Raw genomic sequence first — 20,802 nt, forward strand, 5'->3', positions numbered from 1 at the left:
CGTTGACAATGCTCAGCCTTTAAACCGGGCTCGTGGGTCGAGCCACCCATAAACGAGGTCGGTGAAGAAGTACACGAATACAACCATCACTCCAAAAATCACTGTTGATGATTGAACGACAATGTAGTCGCGCTTTAGAACGGCATCCATCAGCAGTGAGCCCATTCCTGGAATGGCGAAAACATTCTCGACAACGAGTGCACCACCGACTAACCCGCCAACCTGGATGCCGAGAATGGATATTCCTGAAATACTGCCGTTTCGGAGCGCATAGTTGAGATTTACGCGACGAGGAGACAGTCCTTTGGCTATTGCAAACTTGACATATTCGCTTTGTAATGACTCTGAGAGTGAAGTGGTCAAACTGCGGATCAATAGAGGGCAGATCGTGAGCGCCACTGCAATGCTAGGCAGCACAAGAAAGTGCAAGTGGTCGCCGAACGTTTCACCGTAACCTCCGACTGGGAAAAAGCCGGCATTCAGCGCAAGTGAGATCAGAAGCAGAATGCCGATGAGGAAGGTTGGCATGCCTTGGACGATGGCATTGAATACTTTAATGAGCAGACTTGGAAGTGGATTTTGTGAAGTAGCCATCCAGAGTGACAAGGGCAGGGAGATGACAACTGCGAAGATGGTTGACATCATCATTAACAAGAGGGTGGCGGGCAGACGATTTTGCATGAGGTCTACGACAGGCACCTGATAGAGATATGAAGTTCCTAGGTTTCCTGTTACCAACTGGCCGAGAAACGATACGTACTGCAAGATCACAGGACGGTCGAGTCCCCACTCATGTCGCAGCGCGTCTACTGCTTCGGCACTTGCTTTCTCTCCCAAAGCAGCACTCGCTGGGTCTCCGGGGGAAAGCTTCATTAAGAAGAATGTGAGGGTAGCGACAGCCAACACGACAGGAATCATCATGAGGAGGCGCTTCGCTGTATATCGAATCACGTAGGTCCCTTTAGCGGTTATCTGATGTCGAACTTCAGAAAGCTTGCTCTCTTGCGTTTCATATAGTGCATGTTCTCATCTCTGGAATCCAGATGAGAGCAAGTATTCTGCAACTTCGTACCCTGACACTATTGGTGTTACGACGCGGATGAGTTTCAGTTATGTGACGAGAATGTAACAGATCCCAGGCGTCTCATATGTTCTGCAGGGAAGGAGGAAACTAATGGAGGTGACAGTGTGGGAATGGCTCGTTGGGTCTCGCGGTACTCGAGCCCCTCGCCAGATAATTGACTATGGTGAGACATGACTGCGTGTTAACTCTGTAGCCCCTGCTGGCACCGGGTTCAGAACGTCACACCAAGTTTTGCAGGTCAGCGCCTGTGTGCAGAGCACTGACCTGCTGTTGTATCAGGCCCAATAGCTCATGCTCGGCTTGTGTGACCTCACCACCGACGTGAGGTGTGACGACAACGTTCGGCAACGTCCAAAGCGGGCTGTCAGTCCCCAGTGGCTCAGGGTCTACGACATCAAGCATTGCTACCAAGCGTTGGCTTTCAAGGTGTGTTTGGAGAGCGAGTGTGTCAAGCGTTGTTCCGCGCCCGACATTCACGATCACTGCACCGTCGTGTAATGCATTGAACACAGCATCATTGACCACTTTGGAAGTCGAAGGTGTTCCTGGAAGGGTGCAGATGAGAGCATCGGCTCGGGCGGCAAGACTGGGCAGTTCACGTACGCTGTGCACCGCAGTGCCGTCCTGAAGGCGGCGTGCAGTTCGCGCAACCCTGATTATGTGGCCTGGGTGGAACGGGCTCAGCATGTGCTCGATAGTTTTGCCCAAACCGCCGTATCCGAGAAGGATGACTGTGGTGTTTCGGATCGAAGTCGTCGTGCGAGGGATCCAGAGACGCCTTCGGCGATTTTCTTGGTCGATGTCGAGACGTCGGAATCCGGCAATCAGTAGGCCGATAGCATGTTCCGCGGCAAATGGCTCGAGAACTCCTCGTGCGGTGGCAACGGGCACCCCGTCGGGGCGGAACCCCTCAATCCAGTCATAACCCAGTGACATTAACTGGATGAGTCGCAAGGAGGGGATCTCAGAGACACGCGCACGATTGAGATCGTGATCTGGCTTTCCGGTCACCAACATCTCTATATCGGGGACAGGGCCAGAATCGTCTATGTTCCAGATGACTGGCGCAGTGTCACTATCGGCAAGATGGTCTGCAAGGAAACTGCTTGGTACGGCGATTCGCATTTTCATAGATGACTTTCGTCGATGTTAGATCAGGCTCGAGAATATCGGAGCAGTGTTGCTGCATGTGATCATCAGATTACGGATACGTGACGTATGTTGCGACAATGGCAGGCAGTGAGGGCTGAGAACTCAGTAAAACGATGTACTCTGTAATCGTTTGTGTCTGAAGATACGGTTTTGATGTCTCATCGCCGCCTTGATGGCTGAGCATCATGAGCTATTCGTTGAACCGTCAATACGAAGTGGAGATTGTCTGTGCCTTCCTCATCCTCCCGCAGCACCGCCTCTGCCGCCCTGAGCCCTGATCTGCTCGGTCAGCTCCGACAGCAGTTTCTCGCCGACCCCGCACGTGTGCGCGCGGAGAACGCCGTCACCAAGTCGAAGATCGACGACATCGCGCTGAACCGTCAGCGTCTGATCGACACGCCTCGCAGCATGTCGAATCGCCTCGACGACTGGGAGGCCGCGAACCAGAAGAACAGCGGGCGATGCTGGCTCTTCGCCGCGCTCAACCTGCTGCGCAGCGACACGCGAAAGAAGCTGGGGGTCAAGAACTTCGAGTTCAGCCAGAACCATGCCATGTACTGGGACAAGATCGAGCGAGCCAATTACTTTCTCGAAGACGTCATCGCCCTGGCCGACCGTGAGCCGGATGACCGCCTCATGTCGTTTCTGCTGAAGAACCTGCTCAGCGACGGCGGGCAGTGGAACATGGAGGTCAGCGTCTTTCTGAAGCACGGCGTGGTGCCCAAAGAGGTCATGCCAGAGACCGAGTCGTCGGGCAATACGAGCCGCATGAACTCATCGCTCAGCACCCTGCTGCGCAAGGGCGCCAAAGAGCTGCGCGAACTCGTGCGCTCCGGTGCCAGCCTCGACGAAGCCCGTGGGTTCAAAGACCGCCTGCTGGCCGATACGCACACCATTCTGACCATTCACCTCGGTGTGCCGCCGACCGAGTTCGAATGGCAGTGGAACGACGACAAGAACGAGTTCCATCGTGCGGGCGTGTTCACTCCCCAGCAGTTCCTCGCGGAGTACACCGACATCGACCTGCGCGACTACATCTGCCTCGTCGACGACCCGCGCCCTGAGCATCCCAAAGGCTCGACGCTCACCGTCGCCCACTTGGGCAACGTCGTCGGCGGAGACCCGGTGCTCTATCTCAACGCGGATATCGACACGATCAAGAGCGTCACGGCAGCCACGATCGCCGACGGCGAGCCGGTCTGGTTCGGCTGCGACGTCGACCCGCAGTTCTACCGGGAAGACGGCGTCTGGGCTGCCGACCTGTTCGACTACTCCGGCGTATACGGCGTTGATCTGAGCACGACGAAAGAAGACCGCATTCGCTACGGCGACAGCGAGATGACGCACGCCATGCTCTTCACCGGCGTCGACCTGGCCGGTGACGATGCAGAGCAGCCCGGCGCACCCCGTCGCTGGCGAGTCGAGAACAGCTGGGGCATCGAGAAGTTCGACAAGGGCTTCTGCACCATGCACGATTCCTGGTTCGACGAGTACGTCTTCGAGGTCGTCGTTCGCAAGGACCGTCTGTCTGCCGAGCTGCAGGCCGCGATCAGCGCCGAGCCGATCGTGCTCGACGCGTGGGATCCGATGGGCGCGCTCGCCTGACCTTGCCGGGTGGCTGCCTCACCGACCAGGTTCGGCAGTCACCGGCAGGCTGCGCATGGCACTCGGCCGATCGTCGGCAGCGGCGTCCCCTGCGACTACGCTGAAAGCCTGGACGAGCGGGCGACTCAGCCCGACCATCCGCAGCGTGCAGACCAGCTCACCGGCTGCACCCGGCACACGCCAGCGCAGCACAGCCTCAGTGGGGGCGTCGATCAGGCGGGTTTCGAGGGCGGATGCTGCGGCAGGCACGCCTCCGACGCGCGCCCTGGCCGCATTCAGAGCGGCGTCTCTCACATCGGCGGGTTCGTCGGTGAGGACGTTTCGTGCGAAGAGATCGCTGAGCGAGGCGATCGACTGCTCGCCGGTGCGCACGTGCGCATCGAGCAGCCGGGCGGCGCGCAGCGTTTCGGGCCATGGGCGCAGCTGAGCCCCGAGCACACCGGCGGGCTCGGCTCGGCTCGGCTCGCCAGTCGATGTGAGCACGACCTCGTCGAGCAGCCGGTCGTGCACGTCGATCGCGATGGCTGCGGCACTGGTGGCGTCGCTGTTGCCGAAGACGACCACGCCCACACCGCTGTCGACGTGCCAGCGCATATGCGAGGTGAACCCGGGCAGACCTCCCGAGTGCTGCACGATGCGGCCGAGACGTCGATGGTGTTCGACGACTAGGCCGTAGCCGTATCCCGCACCGGTGAGCGGCCGGCTCGACAGCCGTTCGTCAGTGCCGGCGATGATGGTGTGCACCCGCTGCAGCTCGCGACGTGACGCAGCCGAGAGCACGTCTTCGCTCAGTGGATGGTCCGTGAAGGCAGAGCGCAGAAAACCTCCCCATGAGGCGATGTCGTCGACGGTGCTGAAGAGCGCCCCGATGCAGCCGAGCGCGCCGCAGCCGACATAGGGCTCGTTCGCCCACGACGCGCCGGAATCGAAGGTGCGCCAGCCGGTCGCGGCGTCAGGCCGAGCAGACTCGGTCGCGATGTCATCGAGTGAATAGGCGGTGTGGTGCAGGCCCAGAGGGCGCAGCAGCCGCTCTGAGACGAACCGTTCGACAGGCTGCCCGGTCACCTGCTCGATGGCGCGCCCGATCAGCGAGATGCCCAGGTTGGAGTACTGATAGGTCTCGTCCGGGGGCAGGGCGAGCCGAAGCCCGTCGCTGAGCACTCGACTCATCTCGGCCCGAGAGGCGCCGAGGTGGTTGTCGCCCCAGGGATTGTCTTCGGCCAGGCCGCCGCGGTTCGACATCAGCATGTCGAGCGTCACATGCACCGGTCGACCCTGGTAGGTCGCCGCTGCGAACTCGGGCACATAGTCTGTGACCGGTGCGTGCATGTCGAGTCGGCCCTCGTCTCGCAGCACCAACGCCGCCGCACCCAGAAAGCTCTTCGACATCGAGGCGATGCGATAGATCGTGCCACGTGTCGGTGTGGCCGCATCTCGTCGCTGGTGACCTCGGCCGACCCAGGCGACCACGCCGTCCGCGTCGAAGACCGCGGCGCTGAACGAGGGTGCCAGGCGCAGTGTTGCCGCATCGAGACGCTGCTCGAGCGCCGCCGCACCGGCAGCCGCCAGCGCGTCGCGATCAGGTCGCAGATGATCGACGTGCAGACTCATCGAGAGACCTCGGCATGCTCGCGCACTTCGCCGGCGAAGGCGTCGGCCAGCGCGCGGCTGATCGCGGTGTTCTCGCCGTCATGGGCGTCGGCCTCAGCGATCATGCGAGCCAGGTCGAAGTTCTGCTCTGCCAGCGCTGCGTCGTCCCAAGTGCGCAGCCGCTCAGCATTCACCTCAGGGTGAAACTGCAGCCCGCGCACATGCCGACCGAGTCGGAAGGCCTGGAACTCGCAGTCGGCGCTGCTGGCCAGCAGCACGGCCTGATCGCCGAGCGCGGTGATGCGATCTTCGTGGTTCTCGATCATGGGCGCAGAGGGGGCCAAGACGCCGATCACCGGGTCTGCCGTTCCCTCCGATGTGGTGCTGATGCGGGTCATCCCTCGCTCTGACACACCCGTCTTGGCCTTGACTGTGCCGCCGCACACCTGGGCAAGCACCTGACCGCCGAGGCAGATGCCGAGGGTGGGCAGATCACGGTCGATGGCCTCGGCGGCGAGCCGGCGCTCCTGAGCGAGCCAGGGCGCACGCTCGTCGTCGTCGGGCATGAGCCCCCCGCCGAGCATCACGAGCCCGTCGTACCCGTCGAGGCCGGTGGGCAGGCCCTCGCTGCCGATCCGTTGGTCGAGGTCGAGCCCGGCCTCTTCGAGCCACCGCTCCAGACGGCGCAGGCCGCTCGACGTGGAGTTGACGACGACGAGCACACGAGGTGCGGTGCGGGCTGTCAGACGGTCGGTGGTGGTCATGGTCGCTCTCTTCTGTTGGTGCAGCGGGTCTGTAAGTGCAGCCGGTCTGCCTTTGGAGCCGGTCTCTCGGTGCAGCCGGTCTTGTCGATGAATGCTGGTCGTGGGACGCTGCGCGGGCGTGCCCTCAGCCCTCGCCTGCGAGAAAGGCGAGGTGGTTCGCGTCTGAGGCCTCCAGAACGCGCAGCACGTTCTCGTGGGCGACCTTGTCGAGATCTGCGTGCGACCAGCCACGGTCGGCGAGCTCGGCGAGCAGCCGGGGGTAGCCGCTGACGTCGTCGAGTCCGCTGGGCATGCTGCCGGTGCCGTCGTAGTCAGCGCCGATTCCGACGGCGTCGATGCCTGCGAGGTCGCGCACGTGCTCGATGTGGTCGGCGACGTCGGCGACAGTCACCATCGGCGGCTCTCCCTGCTCGCTGCCGATGACCCAGTCGCGTCGCGCCTGGCTGACGAACGATGGCACGAAGGCCACCATGTGCACGCCGCCGCTGGCACCGATGCGCCGAATCAGCTCGTCAGGAACGTTGCGCGGGTGGTCGCACAGGGCGCGCGCTCCTGAATGGCTCACCAGCACGGGCAGGGTGGATGCGTTGAGCGCGTCGCTCATGGTCGCATCCGAGACGTGGGCGAGGTCGACCAGCATGCCGATGCGGTTCATCTCGGCGACCACGTCCCGGCCGAACTCGCTCAGCCCATGACTGCGCGGTTCGTCAGTCGACGAGTCTGCCCACGGAATCGTCTGAGCCCAGGTGAGCGTCATATAGCGGGCGCCGAGCCGGGCGTACGAGCGCAGTACCCCAAGCGACTCGTCGATCTGGTCGCCGCCCTCGATGCCGATCAGCGATGCGATGCGGCCGCGCTGCATGGCCTCCCGGGCCTCTGCCGCAGTGCGGGCCAGCTGCAGATCGTCGGGATACTGCGCCGCCAGCCGATGCACGAAGTCGATCTGCTCCAGCGTCGCGGTCACCTGCTCGGCGCCGTGCAGTGCCTCGTCGTCGACCCAGACCGACCAGAACTGGCCTCCGACGCGACCGGCTCTCAGCCGTGGCAGGTCGGTGTGCAGATCTGGCAGTCCCGTTCCGACTCCGTCGACACGGTAGTTGTGATGCTCGCGGCAGGCCCAGGCAAGGTCGTTGTGCCCGTCGAAGACGAGCGGCAGCTCGGCTGCTGCGGGGAATGCCGCTGACGCGGAATCAGTGAGGCTTTGTGACGACATGGTGCTCCTCATGTGCTGCGGTGCTTGCGCGTGTGCTGCTGTGCTGCCGTGCTGCTGCGCTGGCGCGTGCGTTGCTCTCCTGCAGTGCTGGCGCGCGTGTGCAGTGCTGGCAAATGTGTGCTGTTGTGCTGCTGCGCTTGCGCGTGCTACTTCGTGCGCACCAGCAGCGCGTCGTTCAGCTGATCGGTGATCTCACGAGCGATCGGCACAGCATGCCCGTCGAGCTCGCGAACGGGAGCCGCGCACCGGGTGCTCGACAGCATCCACAGGCCGTCGACACGACCCAGCTCGTCGGCGGCGACCTCGCGGTACTCGGTCTCATGGCCCAGCGACTCGAGCACGGCGAACGCATCAGCCTGCGTGGTGCCCGCGAGGATGCCCTGGTCGGTCGACGGGGTGACGAAGCGCCCGTCGATGAGCAGGATCACGCTCGAGGTCGGCCCCTCGAGCACGAAGCCGTCGCTGCTGATGAAGATGACGTCGTCGGCGCCGCGACGGGCGGCCTCGCGAAGCACGGCCTTGTTCACCGCGTACGACAGAGTCTTCGCGCCCTGCAGCAGCCAGGGCGACGTCTTCGCCACGTCGTGACGGTAGCCGCGGTCGAGAGTGACGGCCGAGATGCCATGCTCACGCTCGCCGTCGTGCTCATCGCCCTCGAAGACGTACACCCAGCCGACCGGCACCCCAGTGCCCTCGATTCCACGGGTCATGATGAACTTCGCCGAGAGTAGATCAGCCGGCTCGTGTGCGGCGACGGCGGCCTCGATGGCCGCCTGCCAGACGTCGAGCCGCGGCTTCGGCAGATCGAGCATGGCGGCCGAGTGCGCGAAGCGGGCGAGATGCGCGTCGATGGCCATCAGAATGCCGTGCTGGACGCCAGCCGTCTCGAAGATGCCGTCACCGCGGGTGACGCTCAGATCCATGACGTTGATGTGCGGCGCATCAGGATCGGCCTGGTGGAACCGCTGTTCAGCGCTGACGCCTTCGGCGAGTTCGTCGACGAAGAACAGGACTGGTGCTGACATTGTGACTTCTTTCGTGCGGGTGCTGAGGTGCTGGTGGGGAGACAGGGTGAATGGGGGAGCTGTACGCGGTTCCGTCGAGATGCACACGGTTCCGCTGAGATCAGGCCGATGTGAGCGGAACCGTGTGCATCTCAGCGGATCCGTGCGGAGCAGACTCAGCCAGATCGGTGTCGAGGTGGCGCAGCCGGTTCTCGGCGACCCAATCGGCATCGACCTCGTGCCCGATGCCCGGGGCCGACGGCACGGCCACGGTGCCGTCGTGGGCGACGACCGGCGGCACGATGACGTCGCGAGCGTAGTACTTGTCCGAGCCTGAGACGTCTGAGGGCAGCGTGAAGCCCGGCAGCGACGAGATGGCCACGTTGGCAGCGCGCCCCACGCCGAACTCGTGCATGCCGCCGCACCAGACGGGGATGCCATGCTCGGTCGCAAGGTCGTGTGCCGCCTTCGCGACGGTGAGCCCGCCCATGCGGGACACCTTGATATTGAGCACGCGGCCGGCGTCGAGCGCGATCATGGTCTGCAGGTCGTCGAGAGAGACCACCGACTCGTCGAGGCACACCGGGGTCTGCAGGCGCTGCTGCAGTCGGGCGTGTCCCACGAAGTCGCGTGGAGCGAAAGGCTGTTCGATCATCGTCAGATGCGCAGCGTCAAGGCCCAACAGGTAGTCGATCGTCTGGTCGTCGCTGGTGTATGCGCCGTTGGCGTCGACATGCAGGTCGATGTCGGGGTGCGCGGCACGCACGGCATGAACCGGCTCGAGATCCCACCCCGGTGCGATCTTCAGCTTGATGCGGTGGTAACCGGCGACCAGCTGCTTCTCGACCTGCTCGAGCAGCGCGTCGATGGTCGGCTCGATGCCGAGAGACACGCCCGCGCGCACCTCGTGCCGGGTGCCGCCCAGCGCCGACGCCAGTGAGACGCCCTCGGCCTTCGCCCACAGATCCCAGGCCGCGCCGACGAATCCTGCCTTGGTGAACTCGTGCCCGCGGATCTTCGCCCAGGCGGTCTCGAGCTTGGCAGGCGTCGCCCAGTCGGCGTCCAGCGCACGGGGCACGAGATAGCGCTCTGAGATCAGCCAGGCGGTGTCGGTCGTCTCTGGGCAGTAGAAGGGGTCGGCGGGCGAGGCGATCTCGCCCCAGCCGGTGCGACCTGCGTCGTCCGTCAGCTCGACCAGAATGTGATCGAGGCTCGACTTGCGATGCGAGCTGGTCTGAAAGCTGTGCACGAGTGGCAGACGCACCTCGTGCAGCTGGATGCGGGTGATCTTCATCGGTCGGAGTTCCCTCTCTGGTGGTCGTGCGTGCGGTGCTTCCGGGTTGCGCTGCGCCGCGCGCCCGTGCCCTTTTCTGCGGGGCCGCTGCCGGCGGCGGACGCGTCGGTGGCGATCGGCTCTGCATGATACAGCCCCAGCGTGGCGCTGATGCGATCGCGCAGGGTCAGCCGTCGTCGGGCGCCCTTGGCGCTCGCGGCGGTGAGCGCGCTGAGCACGTGGCAGACGGCCGCCACGGATGTGGGGGAGTCGGCATAGGAGGCCGAACCGGTCTGCACGATCACGAGGCATGACGCCAGCGACGCAAGCGGGGCATCCGCCGAGTCGGTGACGACCACCAGTGTGCCGCCGGCCTCGGCGAACAGGCGACCGAAGCGCACGCTCTCGGCGCGGTAGCGACGCAGCGAGAAGACCACGAGCACGTCGGTGGCTCGCACGTCGGTGAGCACGGTGAGCTCGGTCAACGACTGGCCGTCGACGCTGAACACGTTCGAGAGCGCTGCAGAGAGATCGGCGGCGAGCAGCGCGGCATAGGTCGCCGACTTGCCTGCGCCCACGATATAGCGACGACGTGCGCCGAGCAGGGCGGCAGCGGCTGCCGGCAGCGCGCCCGATTCGGTCAGATGCTCGAACGTGGTGTTGAGCGAGGCGACCTCTGCCTGCATCAGACGGGTCTGCAGCACCTCTGCGGTGGCGTTCGTCTTGAGACGCTCGCCGAACCGGTCGTGCGGTGACGAGAGGGTGCGGTCGTGCAGGCGCTCGGCCCGTTCCTGCGGGGTGTCTGGCGTCACTTGGCGGCCTCCTTCGGTGCAGGCGTCGGAGCATCATCGGCTCGTTCCACCGCGAGGTAGACCGACGTCTCAGCGGTCAGACGCCGGCAGCTCACGATGACGAAGCCCTGGTTGTACAGGTCGTGCAGGCTCGACCGCAGGTTGGCCCGGCCCCAGCTGATCGCCTCGGTCTCGTCGTCGCCAGAGCTGATGCCCGCATCGATCGGCACCCAGCGCCGATCGCCATCGGCGATCACGTGTCCCCAGTCGCTCTCGCCCAGTGCGCTCTGCGGAGCGAGGCTGCGGTATTGGGCATAGGGATCGGGGCGGTCGTCGAGAATCCACTCGACGAGCACGCGGTCGGTGCGCTCGCGACCGTAGTAGTCTTCGACGAACTTCACGCCAACGCCGCCCAGCGAGTTGAAGTTGAAGTGCCCGTTGCGTGAGAGCATCGGGTCGAACGTCCAGTGCATGCGGTGAGAGCCCCAGCCCAGCGCCACCTGCTTCTGCTGCTCTTTGAGCATGCGGCCGATGCCGTGCCCTTGGAATGCCGGGTCGACGACTGCCGCCTGAGAGTAATGAAATGAGTGGGTTCCGTCGGTTCCCGGGAAACCGTAGGCGAAGCCGATCAGGTCGCCCGAGGGCGCGCGCACGCCCACAGCCGAGCCACCGTTGTGCACCAAGGCGCTGAGCAGGTTGCTGTTGAGGGCCAGCCCTTTGTCTCCGTATCGGAAGACGCGGTTGTAGAGCGCGCTGGCCTCGATGAACTCGGCGTGCTCTGAGAGCGTGCCGCTCCAGAGCGCCAAGTCTTGCGGGGCCGCGGCCCCGGCCGCTCGTTTCGAGCCGGGCTGAGAAGTCGTGCAAGTGTTCACAGAAGACGAGTATACGTATCCTATGTTTCAGGTTTGTTAGCAAGATATTCGGTGACTCCCGCATTTCTTCAGGAAAGGTATCCTCGGTTTATGTGTCACATCGTCGGTAATAAAGGCGAGATGACGGACTGCCTCGGCAGACAGCAGAACGAGAGACCAGAGGAAGCGACGATGAACGCGGTGACGACGAGCAGTGAGATCCACGAGCGAGTGCAGAATGGCCGAGAGCGGGTGTTCGAACGGCTGCGCGAGCTGGTCATGCTTGAGACTCCCTCGTTCGCCCGCGAAGCGTCGCGGCAGATCACCGATCTGCTCGGCGCATGGTTCGAGGCGGTCGGCGGCACGGTCGAGCGCATCGAGACCGAAGCCGGCGTGCACCTGCTGATCGAGGTGCCGGGCACCGGCCGGTTCGACGCGCAGGCCGCTGAATCCGCCCCCGTCGCCCCCGTCGCCGCAGCATCCGCCGTTTCGGGTGCTCCGAGCGAGGCCGATCTGCGGCCGCTGCTGCTGATCGGTCATTCCGACACGGTCTGGCCCTTCGGCACGCTGCAGGGCGACGTGCCCTGGGCCGTCGACGGCGACGTCGTTCGGGGGCCGGGTGTCTACGACATGAAGAGCGGCGTGATCTGCATGCTCACGGCGCTCGAGGTGCTGCGTGATCGTGAGCATCGCCCCGTGCGCATCATCATCGTGGCCGACGAAGAGGTCGGGTCGCCGACCTCACAGCAGCTGATGCGGCGTGCGCTGCAGGGCGTCGCCGGAGCGATCGGGTTCGAGTCGCCGCACCCTGACGGAGCGCTGAAAGTGGGTCGTCGTGGCAGCACTCGAGTGCGCATCGCGGTCACCGGGCGTGCCGCCCACGCCGCGCTCGACCCGAAGAAGGGCATCAGCGCGATCGACGAGCTGGTCGACCAGCTCGTGCTGGTGCGTGGCATCGTGGCGGCAGCGAGCGAGCATACCGAGGTGCTGTGCAACTCGGGCACTGTCAGCGGCGGTACCCGTGCCAACGTGGTGGCGGCACAGGCCGAAGCCGAGCTGGGGCTGCGCTTCATCGACGGCGAGTCGGAGCGCACCGTGCTCGACGCCCTGCAGCATCTGACTCCGGTTCGCGAGGGAGCAGTGGTCGACGTCGAGGTGCTCAGCCACCGCCCGGCCTGGCTGGCGGGGGATGCCGACGCGGCGCTCTGCGATCGGGTCGCGCGGGCCGGTGCGGCGATGGGGGTCGAGATCTCAGGCCGACCGGCCGCCGGCGCCGGTGACACGAATCTGGTCGGGTCGCTTGGTGTGCCGACCGTGGACGGATTCGGCCCGCTGGGCGGCGGAGCGCATGCGGTGAGCGAACACATCGTGCTGCCGACGCTGTACCAGCGCATCGAAATGCTGGCGGTGCTGCTGTCAGAGTGAGCCGCCCTGTTACCAGGTCGGCTCGTGGGTGGGCGCGGGCGGAAGCGGCACGTCCGTCGGGTGCACGAGATAGACGGTTCGGTTGCTGCGCCGCCATGCCAGGTCGAAGACTCCGCGAGGGTATGCGCGTCTCACGCCGGCGTCGTCCGGTGCGGCCGGGTCGTTCACGACCACGTCGCCGCTCGCTGTGAAACCCGCGATGACGAGCAGATGCCCGTCGGTCTCGTAGCCGGCCTCTGGCAGCTCGTCGCTGGTGAACGACACTGAGGCCGCTAGGGGAATGCCGCCGTCGGTCAGCGTCTGTGCCTCGGCCAGACTGTGCAGCCGAGTCACGAGAGCCTCGAGGCCCTGACCGTCGGCTTCGCGGCGGCCGACATGGGCGACGTTGAACGACCAGTTTCCGGCGCGCGAGTATGCGGCATCGTAGGTGCGCAGCGCCGCCCACGGCACCGGGTGCTCTTTCGTCTCGGCGTCGAGGGGACGACCGCGCCAGAACTCCTGCAGCATCACCATCGAGGTCGGCGAGCACCACGATTCGCCGCCGCCGCCGACTGCTCGGTGAGTGTCGGCGTGCAGCATCTGTGATCGCACCGGCACGGCGAGCGGTGCTGTCGGGGGCTTCCGAGAGGCGTTCGCGCCCTGCTCGTTTGCGCCCTGCTCGTGATGGTGGCCCTGTTCGTGATGCTGGCACTTGCCGGGCGCGAAACCGGAGAGCGCGGCAAGATGCAGCACGACCTGGACGGCCGCCTCGCCGGCTGGCTTCGCCTCGATCTCAATCTTCAGCCGTGCGGCGTTCAGGCGCCTGGGAGCCGCGGCCGTGAGCGTGTCGACCTGCAGAGACACGATCTGCGAAGTCGTCTGTGCGGAGGTGTCGGAGGATTCGCTGGAACGCGTCGTCGCCGACGGCGTGGTGATGTCGGCAGGCAGGTCGTTCCAGTGGGCTGTCGGCAGCCAGCCGGTGGTGGTGCCGTCGTCGAGACGAGCCTCCAGTGAGACGACGACCGTCGCCTCGGGCGGAGCCGAGAGGTTCCAGGAGGGCACGATCTCGGTGGCGCCGAAGTCGAATGTCACCCACGGAGAGATCCACTGGCCCTCGATGGCGAGAGGGCCGGTCATCCGGTGCAGAAGACTATGAGGGGCGTGAGGGAGTTCTGGCATGATACGCATCATATATACGTTGCGCCACCGTTCGGCATATGCCCGGCCAGACGAGTAAACTGGTGCAGCGGGAAGCGATGGCGCTGGAAAAGATCCATGATTCATGCAAGGGCGCATGAATTCAACGAGCGATTCTGCTAAGTCACAACATTGTTTCCGATACGTAAAAAGATCAACGAAAGCCCTGTTTCGGTTTGACGTGTGTCGGGCCATCGGCTTGCATCATGTTAGCGAGCTGATGATCCCGTCATGATCATCGATCTCTGAACAAAGGAACAGCTACTATGCGATCTGGAAAAATCTCTCGACGGGTGCGACCGCTGGCCGCCACGTTCACGACCGCGGCACTGGTGATGGGCTCTGCCTTCGGCATCGGCGCTGCGGCATTCGCCGAGCCGGCGCAGTCGTCTGTGACGACGCAGGCAGAGGGCGAGGGCAGCGAACAGGTGCTGCGCATCGCCACGTCGGGCCACGTCGACAGCTTCAACCCGTTCACCTCGATCTACCTGACGCCGACGCAGATTCTGCGCAATGTCTACGAGAACCTGGTGCAGAACGATCAGCAGGACGGATCTCCGACCAAGGGCCTGGCCGACTCCTGGACGGTCGAAGAGGACGGCAAGCGCTGGGTCTACAAGATGCAGTCCGACCTGAAATGGTCTGACGGCCAGCCGATCACCTCGGCAGACCCGAAGTTCACCTACGAGCAGATGATGAACGACTCAAAGCTCGGCACGGCCAACGGCAACCTGGTCTCGAACTTCGAGAGCGTCGAGGCCCCCGACGACCAGACTCTGGTCATCAACCTCAAGACCCCCCAGGCGCCGAACCCCGGCCTCGAGATTCCGGTGGTGCCGAAGCATGTCTGGGAGGGCATCGCCGACAAGGGCGACTACGCCAACGACACCGATGTCGTGGGGTCAGGGCCGTTCCTGCTCTCGAGCTATTCGGCCAACCAGTCGATCACGCTCAAGGCCAATGACAACTTCTGGCAGGGTCGCCCCAAGATCGACGGCATCCAGTACGTCTACTACACGAACTCAGACGCACAGGTGCAGGCGCTGCGCTCAGGCGACATCGACTTCGTGACCGGGCTGAGCCCGACGCAGTTCAACGCGCTCAACGGCGCCGACGGCGTCACCACCCATTCGGGCGAGGGCCGCAGGTACACCTCGATCAGCATCAACTCCGGGCTCAAGACGCCCGAGGGCGAGGCCTACGGCACCGGATCACCGGCGCTGCAGGACAAAGCCGTGCGACAGGCCATTCGACAGGGCACCGACTCCGAGGCGCTGCTCAAGCAGGTGCTCGACGGTCAGGGCACTGTGGCGACCAGCTTCATCCCCTCGGCCTTCGACCAGTGGCACCTGCCGGATGACGACTCAGTGATCAAGAGCTTCGACCCGGACGCCGCCAAGCAGCTGCTCGAAAACGACGGCTGGAAGGCCGGCGCCGACGGCATCCGCGAGAAGAACGGGCAGAAGCTGTCGCTGCGACTGCTCGTCGACGCCGACGAACCGACCGAGCAGTCGATCGCCGAGTACTTCAAGCCGTGGATGCAGTCGATCGGCATCGCCGTCGACGTGCAGTCGTCTGACTCCGACACGATCAGCGATCGCGCAGCCAAGGGCGACTACGACATGTACTTCAGCGGCTGGAGCGTGAACCCCGACCCCGACTACCAGCTCGGCATCAACACGTGTGAGAACCTGCCCGACGCCGAAGGAAACAACGGCACCACGCAGGACGGCTACTGCAACCCTGAGTTCGACAAGCTGTACGCACAGCAGCGCTCAGAGCAGGATCATGACAAGCGCACCGAGATCGTTCGCGACATGCTGCGTCTGAACTACGATGACACCGCTCAGGTCGCGCTGTGGTACGGCAAGGCGCTTGAGGCGTACCGCTCGGATCGGTTCACCGGATTCGGCACGCAGCCCGCCTCGAACGGCATGATCGCCGGTCAGGCAGGCTACTGGAGCTACATCAACGTCGAGCCGGCGTCAGAGGCTGGCAGCGGGTCAGGCACCGCAGTCGGTCTGTGGGTGGGCGCAGGAGTGCTCGTCGTGATCGTCATCGGCGGCGTCATCTTCTTCGCTCGTCGCAAGAAGCGCGCTGACGACGTCGAATAGGTCGAGAATGCTTCATAGGGGTGCGCTCGCAGAGGTCGGGCGCACCCCGCTTCGTCTGCCGGCCGTCTCGCGACGGTCGGCAGACACAACTGCAACAGTCGAGATTTCAAGGAGTCGACATGCCTGATGTCGTGGCGCCCGTCGGGGCGGTGCTGCAGAACGAGGCAGACGAAGAGAGCGTCGCTGGCGGCGGCTCAGGTCTGCGGTATCTGCTGAACAAGGTCGGCGGGGCGCTCATCAGCCTCGCCATGGTCATCGTGCTCGGATTCTTCGCGTTCAAGATCCTGCCCGGCGACCCGGTGCGTGCCATGGCGCGTGAGAAGCAGATGAGCGCCGAGCAGATCGCCCAGCTGCGGCAGGAGTACGGCCTGGACAAGCCGCTGCTCGCACAGTTCTGGGACTACCTGGTCAACGTGTTCTCGGGCAACTTCGGCGAGAGCTATGTGTACCACCAGTCGGTGTCATCGCTGATCGTGCAGTACCTCGGCCCGACGCTGCTGCTCACGGCGACCTCTGCGGTCATCGCGATCGCACTCGGCCTCTGGCTCGGGCAGAAGGCGGCCTGGCAGGCCGGCGGTCTGTTCGACAAGATCACGACCGGCACGTCGCTGGTGTTCTGGTCGGTGCCGACCTTCTGGCTCGGCCTGATTCTGCTGATGGTCTTCGGGGGCACGCTGCACTGGTTCCCGACCGGTGGCATGGTCTCGCCCAACGCACCCTCGAGCGGCTTCGGACTGGTGCTCGACGTGATCAGCCACATGATTCTTCCCGTGATCACCATGGTCGCGGTCATCTACGCCCAGTACGTCATGGTGATGCGCGCATCGCTGCTCGAAGAGATGTCGGCCGACTACCTCACGACCGCACGTGCCAAAGGCCTGCGCGAAGATCTCGTTCGTCGTCGTCACGCAGTGCCGAACGCGCTGCTGCCGACGGTGACACTGGTCTTCATGCACCTCGGCGGTCTGATCGCCGGCGCCGTCACCGTCGAGACGGTGTTCTCATGGCCAGGTCTCGGCAAACTCACCTATGAGGCGATCAGCGGTCCTGACCTGCCGCTGCTGCAGGGCACCTTCGTCGTCTTCTCAGCGATCATCATCCTGATGAACCTGATCGCCGACCTCATCTACCGGCAGCTTGACCCGAGAGTGAGGCGGGCATGACCACCACGACCGAAACCACCATGGCATCCACCACATCGCCCAGACGGCTGGCCTGGCGCCGCCGCACTCAGGCCATCGGCGACTCGTTCCGACTGTTCAGCCACAGCCGTTCAGGCATGGTCGGTCTGATCTTCTTGGTCGTCATCGTGCTGCTGGCCATTCTCGCTCCCGTGATCGCTCCTGCGCGCATGCTCGACGTCACGCAGCTCATGGATCAGCCACGCTTCGCACCGCCGTCACTGGCGCATCCTCTCGGCACCGACCATCAGGGCCGTGAGATCTGGGTGCGGATGCTGTGGGGCGCCCGAGTCTCGTTGATCGTCGCGTTCGCCGCCACGGCGATGTCGATGATCATCGGCACCGTGATCGGTATGGCGGCCGGTCACTTCACCGGGTTCACCGGCGGGCTGCTGATGCGCATCGTCGACTTCTTCTTGGTGCTGCCCTCGCTCATTCTTGCGATCGTGCTCTCGACTGTGCTGTCGCGCGGCGTGCTGACGATCGTGATCGCCATCGGCATCACCTCATGGGCTTCGACCGCCCGAGTCGTCCGGGCGCAGACGCTGTCGGTCGAGTCGCGCGCCTACATCGAGCGCTCGCGCGTGCTCGGCGCCGGGCACTGGCACGTCATCTTCAAGCACGTGCTGCCCGCGGTCATGCCGCTGGTGATGGCCAACACGACGCTGACCGTCGGGTCTGCCGTGATCTCGGAATCGACGCTGGCGTTCTTGGGCCTCGGCGACCCGAACCAGCAGTCTTGGGGCACCATCCTGAAGAACTCCATGGACGTCTCGGCTGCGACGAGCGGGTACTGGTGGTACGTGCTCGTTCCCGGCATCGCGATTCTTCTGGTCGTGCTCGCCTTCACCCTGGTCGGCCGAGCAGTCGAGTCGATCGTCAACCCCACACTGAGGAGCCGCTGACCATGCCGGATCTCGTCTTCGACAACGTCTCGATCACCTATCGAACCTCGGGCCGCAACGACCGAGGCACCGTCGCCGCGGTGAAGGGGGTCTCGCTCGCTCTTCCGGAAGGCGGCACCCTCGGTCTCGCCGGCGAATCGGGCTCGGGCAAGTCGACGCTCGCCATGAGCGCGCTCAGGCTGCTGCCCAAGAACGCCCGCATCGACGGCGAAGTGCTGCTCGGCGACAAGCGAGTCGACGAGCTGAGCTTCGGCGAGCTGAGAGCCGTGCGCTGGGCCGAGGCCTCGATCGTCTTTCAGGGAGCCATGCACTCGCTCAACCCCGTGCGCACGGTGGGGCAGCAGATTCTCGAGGCCCTCGAACTGCACACCAAGGGCAAATGGAAGACCGCCGAGGCACGGCGTGCCCGTCTGCACGAACTGCTGGAATCGGTCGACCTGGCCAAGGCCAAGGCCGCCAGCTACCCGCACGAACTCTCGGGTGGGCAGAAGCAGCGCGTGATGATCGCCATGGCACTGGCCTGCGAACCGCAGATCATCATCGCCGACGAACCGACGACCGCGCTCGACGTGATCGTTCAGAAGCAGATTCTCGACATGATCGCCCACCTCGTCACCGAGCGTGGCATCTCACTGCTGATGATCAGCCACGACCTCTCTGTGCTCGCCACCGCATGCGAGCGCATCGCCGTGATGCGCGGCGGCGAACTGGTCGAGGTGGGCGAGTCGCACCGCATCTGCACGGAGCCCAGCGAGCCGTACACGCAGCAGCTCGCACACGCCTTCCCGACGATCGGCGACCCCGCATCTCGCATGCATCCGGTGACGCGCCAGCATCGAGACAAACCCGATGACGGACTGAACCACGAGATGACCGATGAGGTGCTGCTCGAAGCGCGCAATGTGTCGATCACGTACCGCACCGGCAAACGCCCGCACACGGCTGTGCACGATGTCAACCTCGCCTGCCATCGCGGCGAGATTCTCGCACTGGTGGGCCAGTCGGGGTCGGGCAAGACGAGTCTCGCCCGTGCGCTGCTCGGTCTGCAGCCCGTCGATCCCGGCGGCGAGGTGCTCTACTCGGGCAGCCCCATTCCGACGCGGTCGAAAGAGCTGAGGCGCTTTCGCCAGCAGGTGCAGCTGGTGCTGCAGGATCCATCGGCGGCGCTGAACCCCAAGCTCAGCGTCTACGAGTCAGTGGCCGAGGGGCTGCGCATTCAGGGCTACGGCGGTGACGAGCACGCACGCGTGGTCGAGAGCATCGAGAACGCCGAGCTGCGCCCCGCAGCGCGCTATCTGGGTGCGATTCCGCAGGAGCTCTCGGGCGGGCAGCGCCAGCGGGTCGTGATCGCAGGTGCGCTCGCACTGCATCCGTCGATGCTCATCGCAGACGAGCCGGTCGCCTCGCTTGACGCGTCGGTTCGCGGCGAGATCCTCGCCCTGCTGCTGGGGCTGCGTCGTCGCCTGGGGCTCTCTGCACTGGTGATCACGCACGACCTCGGTCTGGCCTGGAACATCGCCGACACCGTCGCCGTGATGCATCAGGGGCGCATCGTCGAACACGGCACGACCGAACAGGTGCTGCTCGACCCGCAGGACGACTACACCAAGAAGCTGCTGCAGGCGGCTCCGCAGATCGAGCGGGTGACGGCGTGAGCGCGGCACCCCAGACCGTCGGCGTTGCCGACCATGGCCATGCCAGCACGGATGCGGGCTTTCTCGACGACGCCTTTCTCAGCGAGGCGCCGCTGCGCCCGGGTGATCGCGTGCGCTTGGTGGCGCCCTCCGGCCCGAGCAGCGCGGCCAGCATCGCTTATGCCGTCGAGCAGCTGAGCATATGGGGGCTGCGTCCCGTCGTCGGTCGCCACGCCCACGACACCGACGGGCAGCTGCCCTACCTTGCGGGCACCGACGACGATCGCCGGGCCGACCTCGTCGAGGCATGGCTCGACCCGGAGGCGCAGGCGGTGGTCTGTCTGCGCGGCGGGTATGGCGCGATGCGGCTGCTCGACGAGATCGACTGGTCGGCGATGCGTGACGCACGCATCAGCGCGTCCGGGCGAGTCAAGTTGCTCACCGGGTCATCCGACGTCACCGCCCTGCATCAGGCCTGGGGTGCGAACGTCGGCGTTCCCACGCTGTTCAGCCCGATGCCGGCCAACGCGGTGTTTCACGATTCGTCGTTCATTCGAGCCGATGTGCATCGTTGGATGATGGAGCCGTGGGGCGGTCGGGTGATCACCGGGCCCCAGGCTGAGACGCTCGTCGCCGGCGAGGTGCGAGGGCGTACCTTCGGAGGCAATCTGAGTCTGATCGCGGCGTCGATCGGCGCCTCCGAGTTCACGCTGCCCACGGGGGGCATCGCGATTCTCGAAGACATCGAAGAAGACCTCTATCGACTTGACAACCTCATGATCCAGCTGCAGCGCTGCGGCTGGCTGCGTGCGGCCGCCGGCATCGTGTTCGGCTCATGGCACGACTGCGCTCCGTCCGACGACGTTCGTGCGCTCATGATGCACTACGTGGGCGATCTGGGCGTTCCAGTGGCCTGGGAGCTGGGCATCGGGCATGACCCCGAAGCGCCGAGCGTCCCCATGGGCGCGACTGCCCGGCTGTGCGCTCCCGCGACGGAGCATCCCCGTCTGGTCGTCGAGTCGATCTGAGACGCAGAGAGG

17 protein-coding genes are annotated in these 20,802 nt (G+C 64.7%); 7 read left to right on the top strand and 10 right to left on the bottom strand.

Translation table 11 applies throughout. From position 1 onward, the window contains the following. Nucleotides 1-12: 12 nt before the first annotated feature. Nucleotides 13-951, bottom strand: coding sequence for an ABC transporter permease (locus F8O07_RS02025; RefSeq protein WP_225733129.1), 939 nt, complete (start codon nucleotides 949-951; stop codon nucleotides 13-15). Between the two features lie 352 nt (nucleotides 952-1,303). After that, nucleotides 1,304-2,215: an NAD(P)-dependent oxidoreductase gene (locus F8O07_RS02030; RefSeq protein ID WP_158030506.1), complete on the bottom strand. Its 912-nt coding sequence runs from the start codon at nucleotides 2,213-2,215 to the stop codon at nucleotides 1,304-1,306. A 249-nt stretch (nucleotides 2,216-2,464) separates the two neighbouring features. Between F8O07_RS02030 and F8O07_RS02035 the strand changes: the two genes are divergently transcribed. Then, nucleotides 2,465-3,841, top strand: coding sequence for an aminopeptidase C (locus tag F8O07_RS02035; RefSeq protein WP_225733130.1), 1,377 nt, complete (start codon nucleotides 2,465-2,467; stop codon nucleotides 3,839-3,841). A gap of 18 nt (nucleotides 3,842-3,859) precedes the next feature. Here F8O07_RS02035 and F8O07_RS02040 read toward each other — a convergent pair whose 3' ends face one another. The 7 genes from F8O07_RS02040 to F8O07_RS02070 form a co-directional block, all read right to left on the bottom strand. Continuing rightward, the gene (locus F8O07_RS02040) at nucleotides 3,860-5,452 is read right to left on the bottom strand and encodes a serine hydrolase domain-containing protein (RefSeq protein ID WP_158030507.1); all 1,593 of its coding nucleotides are present in this window, start codon (nucleotides 5,450-5,452) and stop codon (nucleotides 3,860-3,862) included. Next, nucleotides 5,449-6,195, bottom strand: coding sequence for a type 1 glutamine amidotransferase (locus F8O07_RS02045; RefSeq protein WP_158030508.1), 747 nt, complete (start codon nucleotides 6,193-6,195; stop codon nucleotides 5,449-5,451). The genes F8O07_RS02040 and F8O07_RS02045 overlap by 4 nt, the downstream gene beginning before the upstream one ends. Nucleotides 6,196-6,319: 124 nt before the next feature. Continuing rightward, complete coding sequence (locus F8O07_RS02050) at nucleotides 6,320-7,408, bottom strand: dipeptidase (RefSeq protein ID WP_225733131.1); 1,089 nt, start codon at nucleotides 7,406-7,408, stop codon at nucleotides 6,320-6,322. Nucleotides 7,409-7,554: 146 nt separating this feature from the next. Then, a complete protein-coding gene (locus tag F8O07_RS02055) occupies nucleotides 7,555-8,433 on the bottom strand; it encodes an aminodeoxychorismate lyase (protein WP_192496590.1) in 879 nt (292 codons plus the stop codon). A gap of 100 nt (nucleotides 8,434-8,533) precedes the next feature. After that, nucleotides 8,534-9,706 (bottom strand): o-succinylbenzoate synthase, encoded by a 1,173-nt coding sequence (gene menC, locus F8O07_RS02060; RefSeq protein WP_158030510.1) that lies wholly within the window; start codon nucleotides 9,704-9,706, stop codon nucleotides 8,534-8,536. Continuing rightward, nucleotides 9,703-10,497, bottom strand: coding sequence for a MurR/RpiR family transcriptional regulator (locus tag F8O07_RS02065; RefSeq protein ID WP_225733132.1), 795 nt, complete (start codon nucleotides 10,495-10,497; stop codon nucleotides 9,703-9,705). Before F8O07_RS02065 ends, menC begins: the two co-directional genes overlap by 4 nt. Then, the gene (locus tag F8O07_RS02070) at nucleotides 10,494-11,348 is read right to left on the bottom strand and encodes a GNAT family N-acetyltransferase (protein WP_192496591.1); all 855 of its coding nucleotides are present in this window, start codon (nucleotides 11,346-11,348) and stop codon (nucleotides 10,494-10,496) included. The genes F8O07_RS02065 and F8O07_RS02070 overlap by 4 nt, the downstream gene beginning before the upstream one ends. Before the next feature lie 171 nt (nucleotides 11,349-11,519). On the opposite strand from F8O07_RS02070, the gene F8O07_RS02075 reads away from it, so the two are divergent. After that, the gene (locus tag F8O07_RS02075; protein WP_225733133.1) at nucleotides 11,520-12,752 is read left to right on the top strand and encodes a M20/M25/M40 family metallo-hydrolase; all 1,233 of its coding nucleotides are present in this window, start codon (nucleotides 11,520-11,522) and stop codon (nucleotides 12,750-12,752) included. Between the two features lie 9 nt (nucleotides 12,753-12,761). Here F8O07_RS02075 and F8O07_RS02080 read toward each other — a convergent pair whose 3' ends face one another. Then, complete coding sequence (locus tag F8O07_RS02080) at nucleotides 12,762-13,868, bottom strand: C39 family peptidase (RefSeq protein ID WP_192496592.1); 1,107 nt, start codon at nucleotides 13,866-13,868, stop codon at nucleotides 12,762-12,764. Nucleotides 13,869-14,194: 326 nt separating this feature from the next. On the opposite strand from F8O07_RS02080, the gene F8O07_RS02085 reads away from it, so the two are divergent. The 5 genes from F8O07_RS02085 (at nucleotide 14,195) to F8O07_RS02105 (ending at nucleotide 20,790) form a co-directional block, all read left to right on the top strand. Then, nucleotides 14,195-16,042, top strand: a complete 1,848-nt coding sequence (locus F8O07_RS02085) for an ABC transporter substrate-binding protein (RefSeq protein WP_158030513.1) — start codon at nucleotides 14,195-14,197, stop codon at nucleotides 16,040-16,042. Nucleotides 16,043-16,161: 119 nt separating this feature from the next. Continuing rightward, a complete protein-coding gene (locus F8O07_RS02090; protein ID WP_158030514.1) occupies nucleotides 16,162-17,205 on the top strand; it encodes an ABC transporter permease in 1,044 nt (347 codons plus the stop codon). Further along, a complete protein-coding gene (locus F8O07_RS02095; RefSeq protein WP_225733134.1) occupies nucleotides 17,202-18,128 on the top strand; it encodes an ABC transporter permease in 927 nt (308 codons plus the stop codon). Before F8O07_RS02090 ends, F8O07_RS02095 begins: the two co-directional genes overlap by 4 nt. A 2-nt stretch (nucleotides 18,129-18,130) precedes the next feature. Further along, entirely contained in the window at nucleotides 18,131-19,783 is a 1,653-nt protein-coding gene (locus tag F8O07_RS02100) for an ATP-binding cassette domain-containing protein (protein WP_158030515.1), read from the top strand. Further along, entirely contained in the window at nucleotides 19,780-20,790 is a 1,011-nt protein-coding gene (locus F8O07_RS02105) for a S66 peptidase family protein (RefSeq protein ID WP_158030516.1), read from the top strand. Before F8O07_RS02100 ends, F8O07_RS02105 begins: the two co-directional genes overlap by 4 nt. Nucleotides 20,791-20,802 lie beyond the last annotated feature (12 nt).

It is taken from the genome of Pseudoclavibacter sp. CFCC 13796 (assembly GCF_008831185.1).
Classification (GTDB): domain Bacteria; phylum Actinomycetota; class Actinomycetes; order Actinomycetales; family Microbacteriaceae; genus Pseudoclavibacter_A.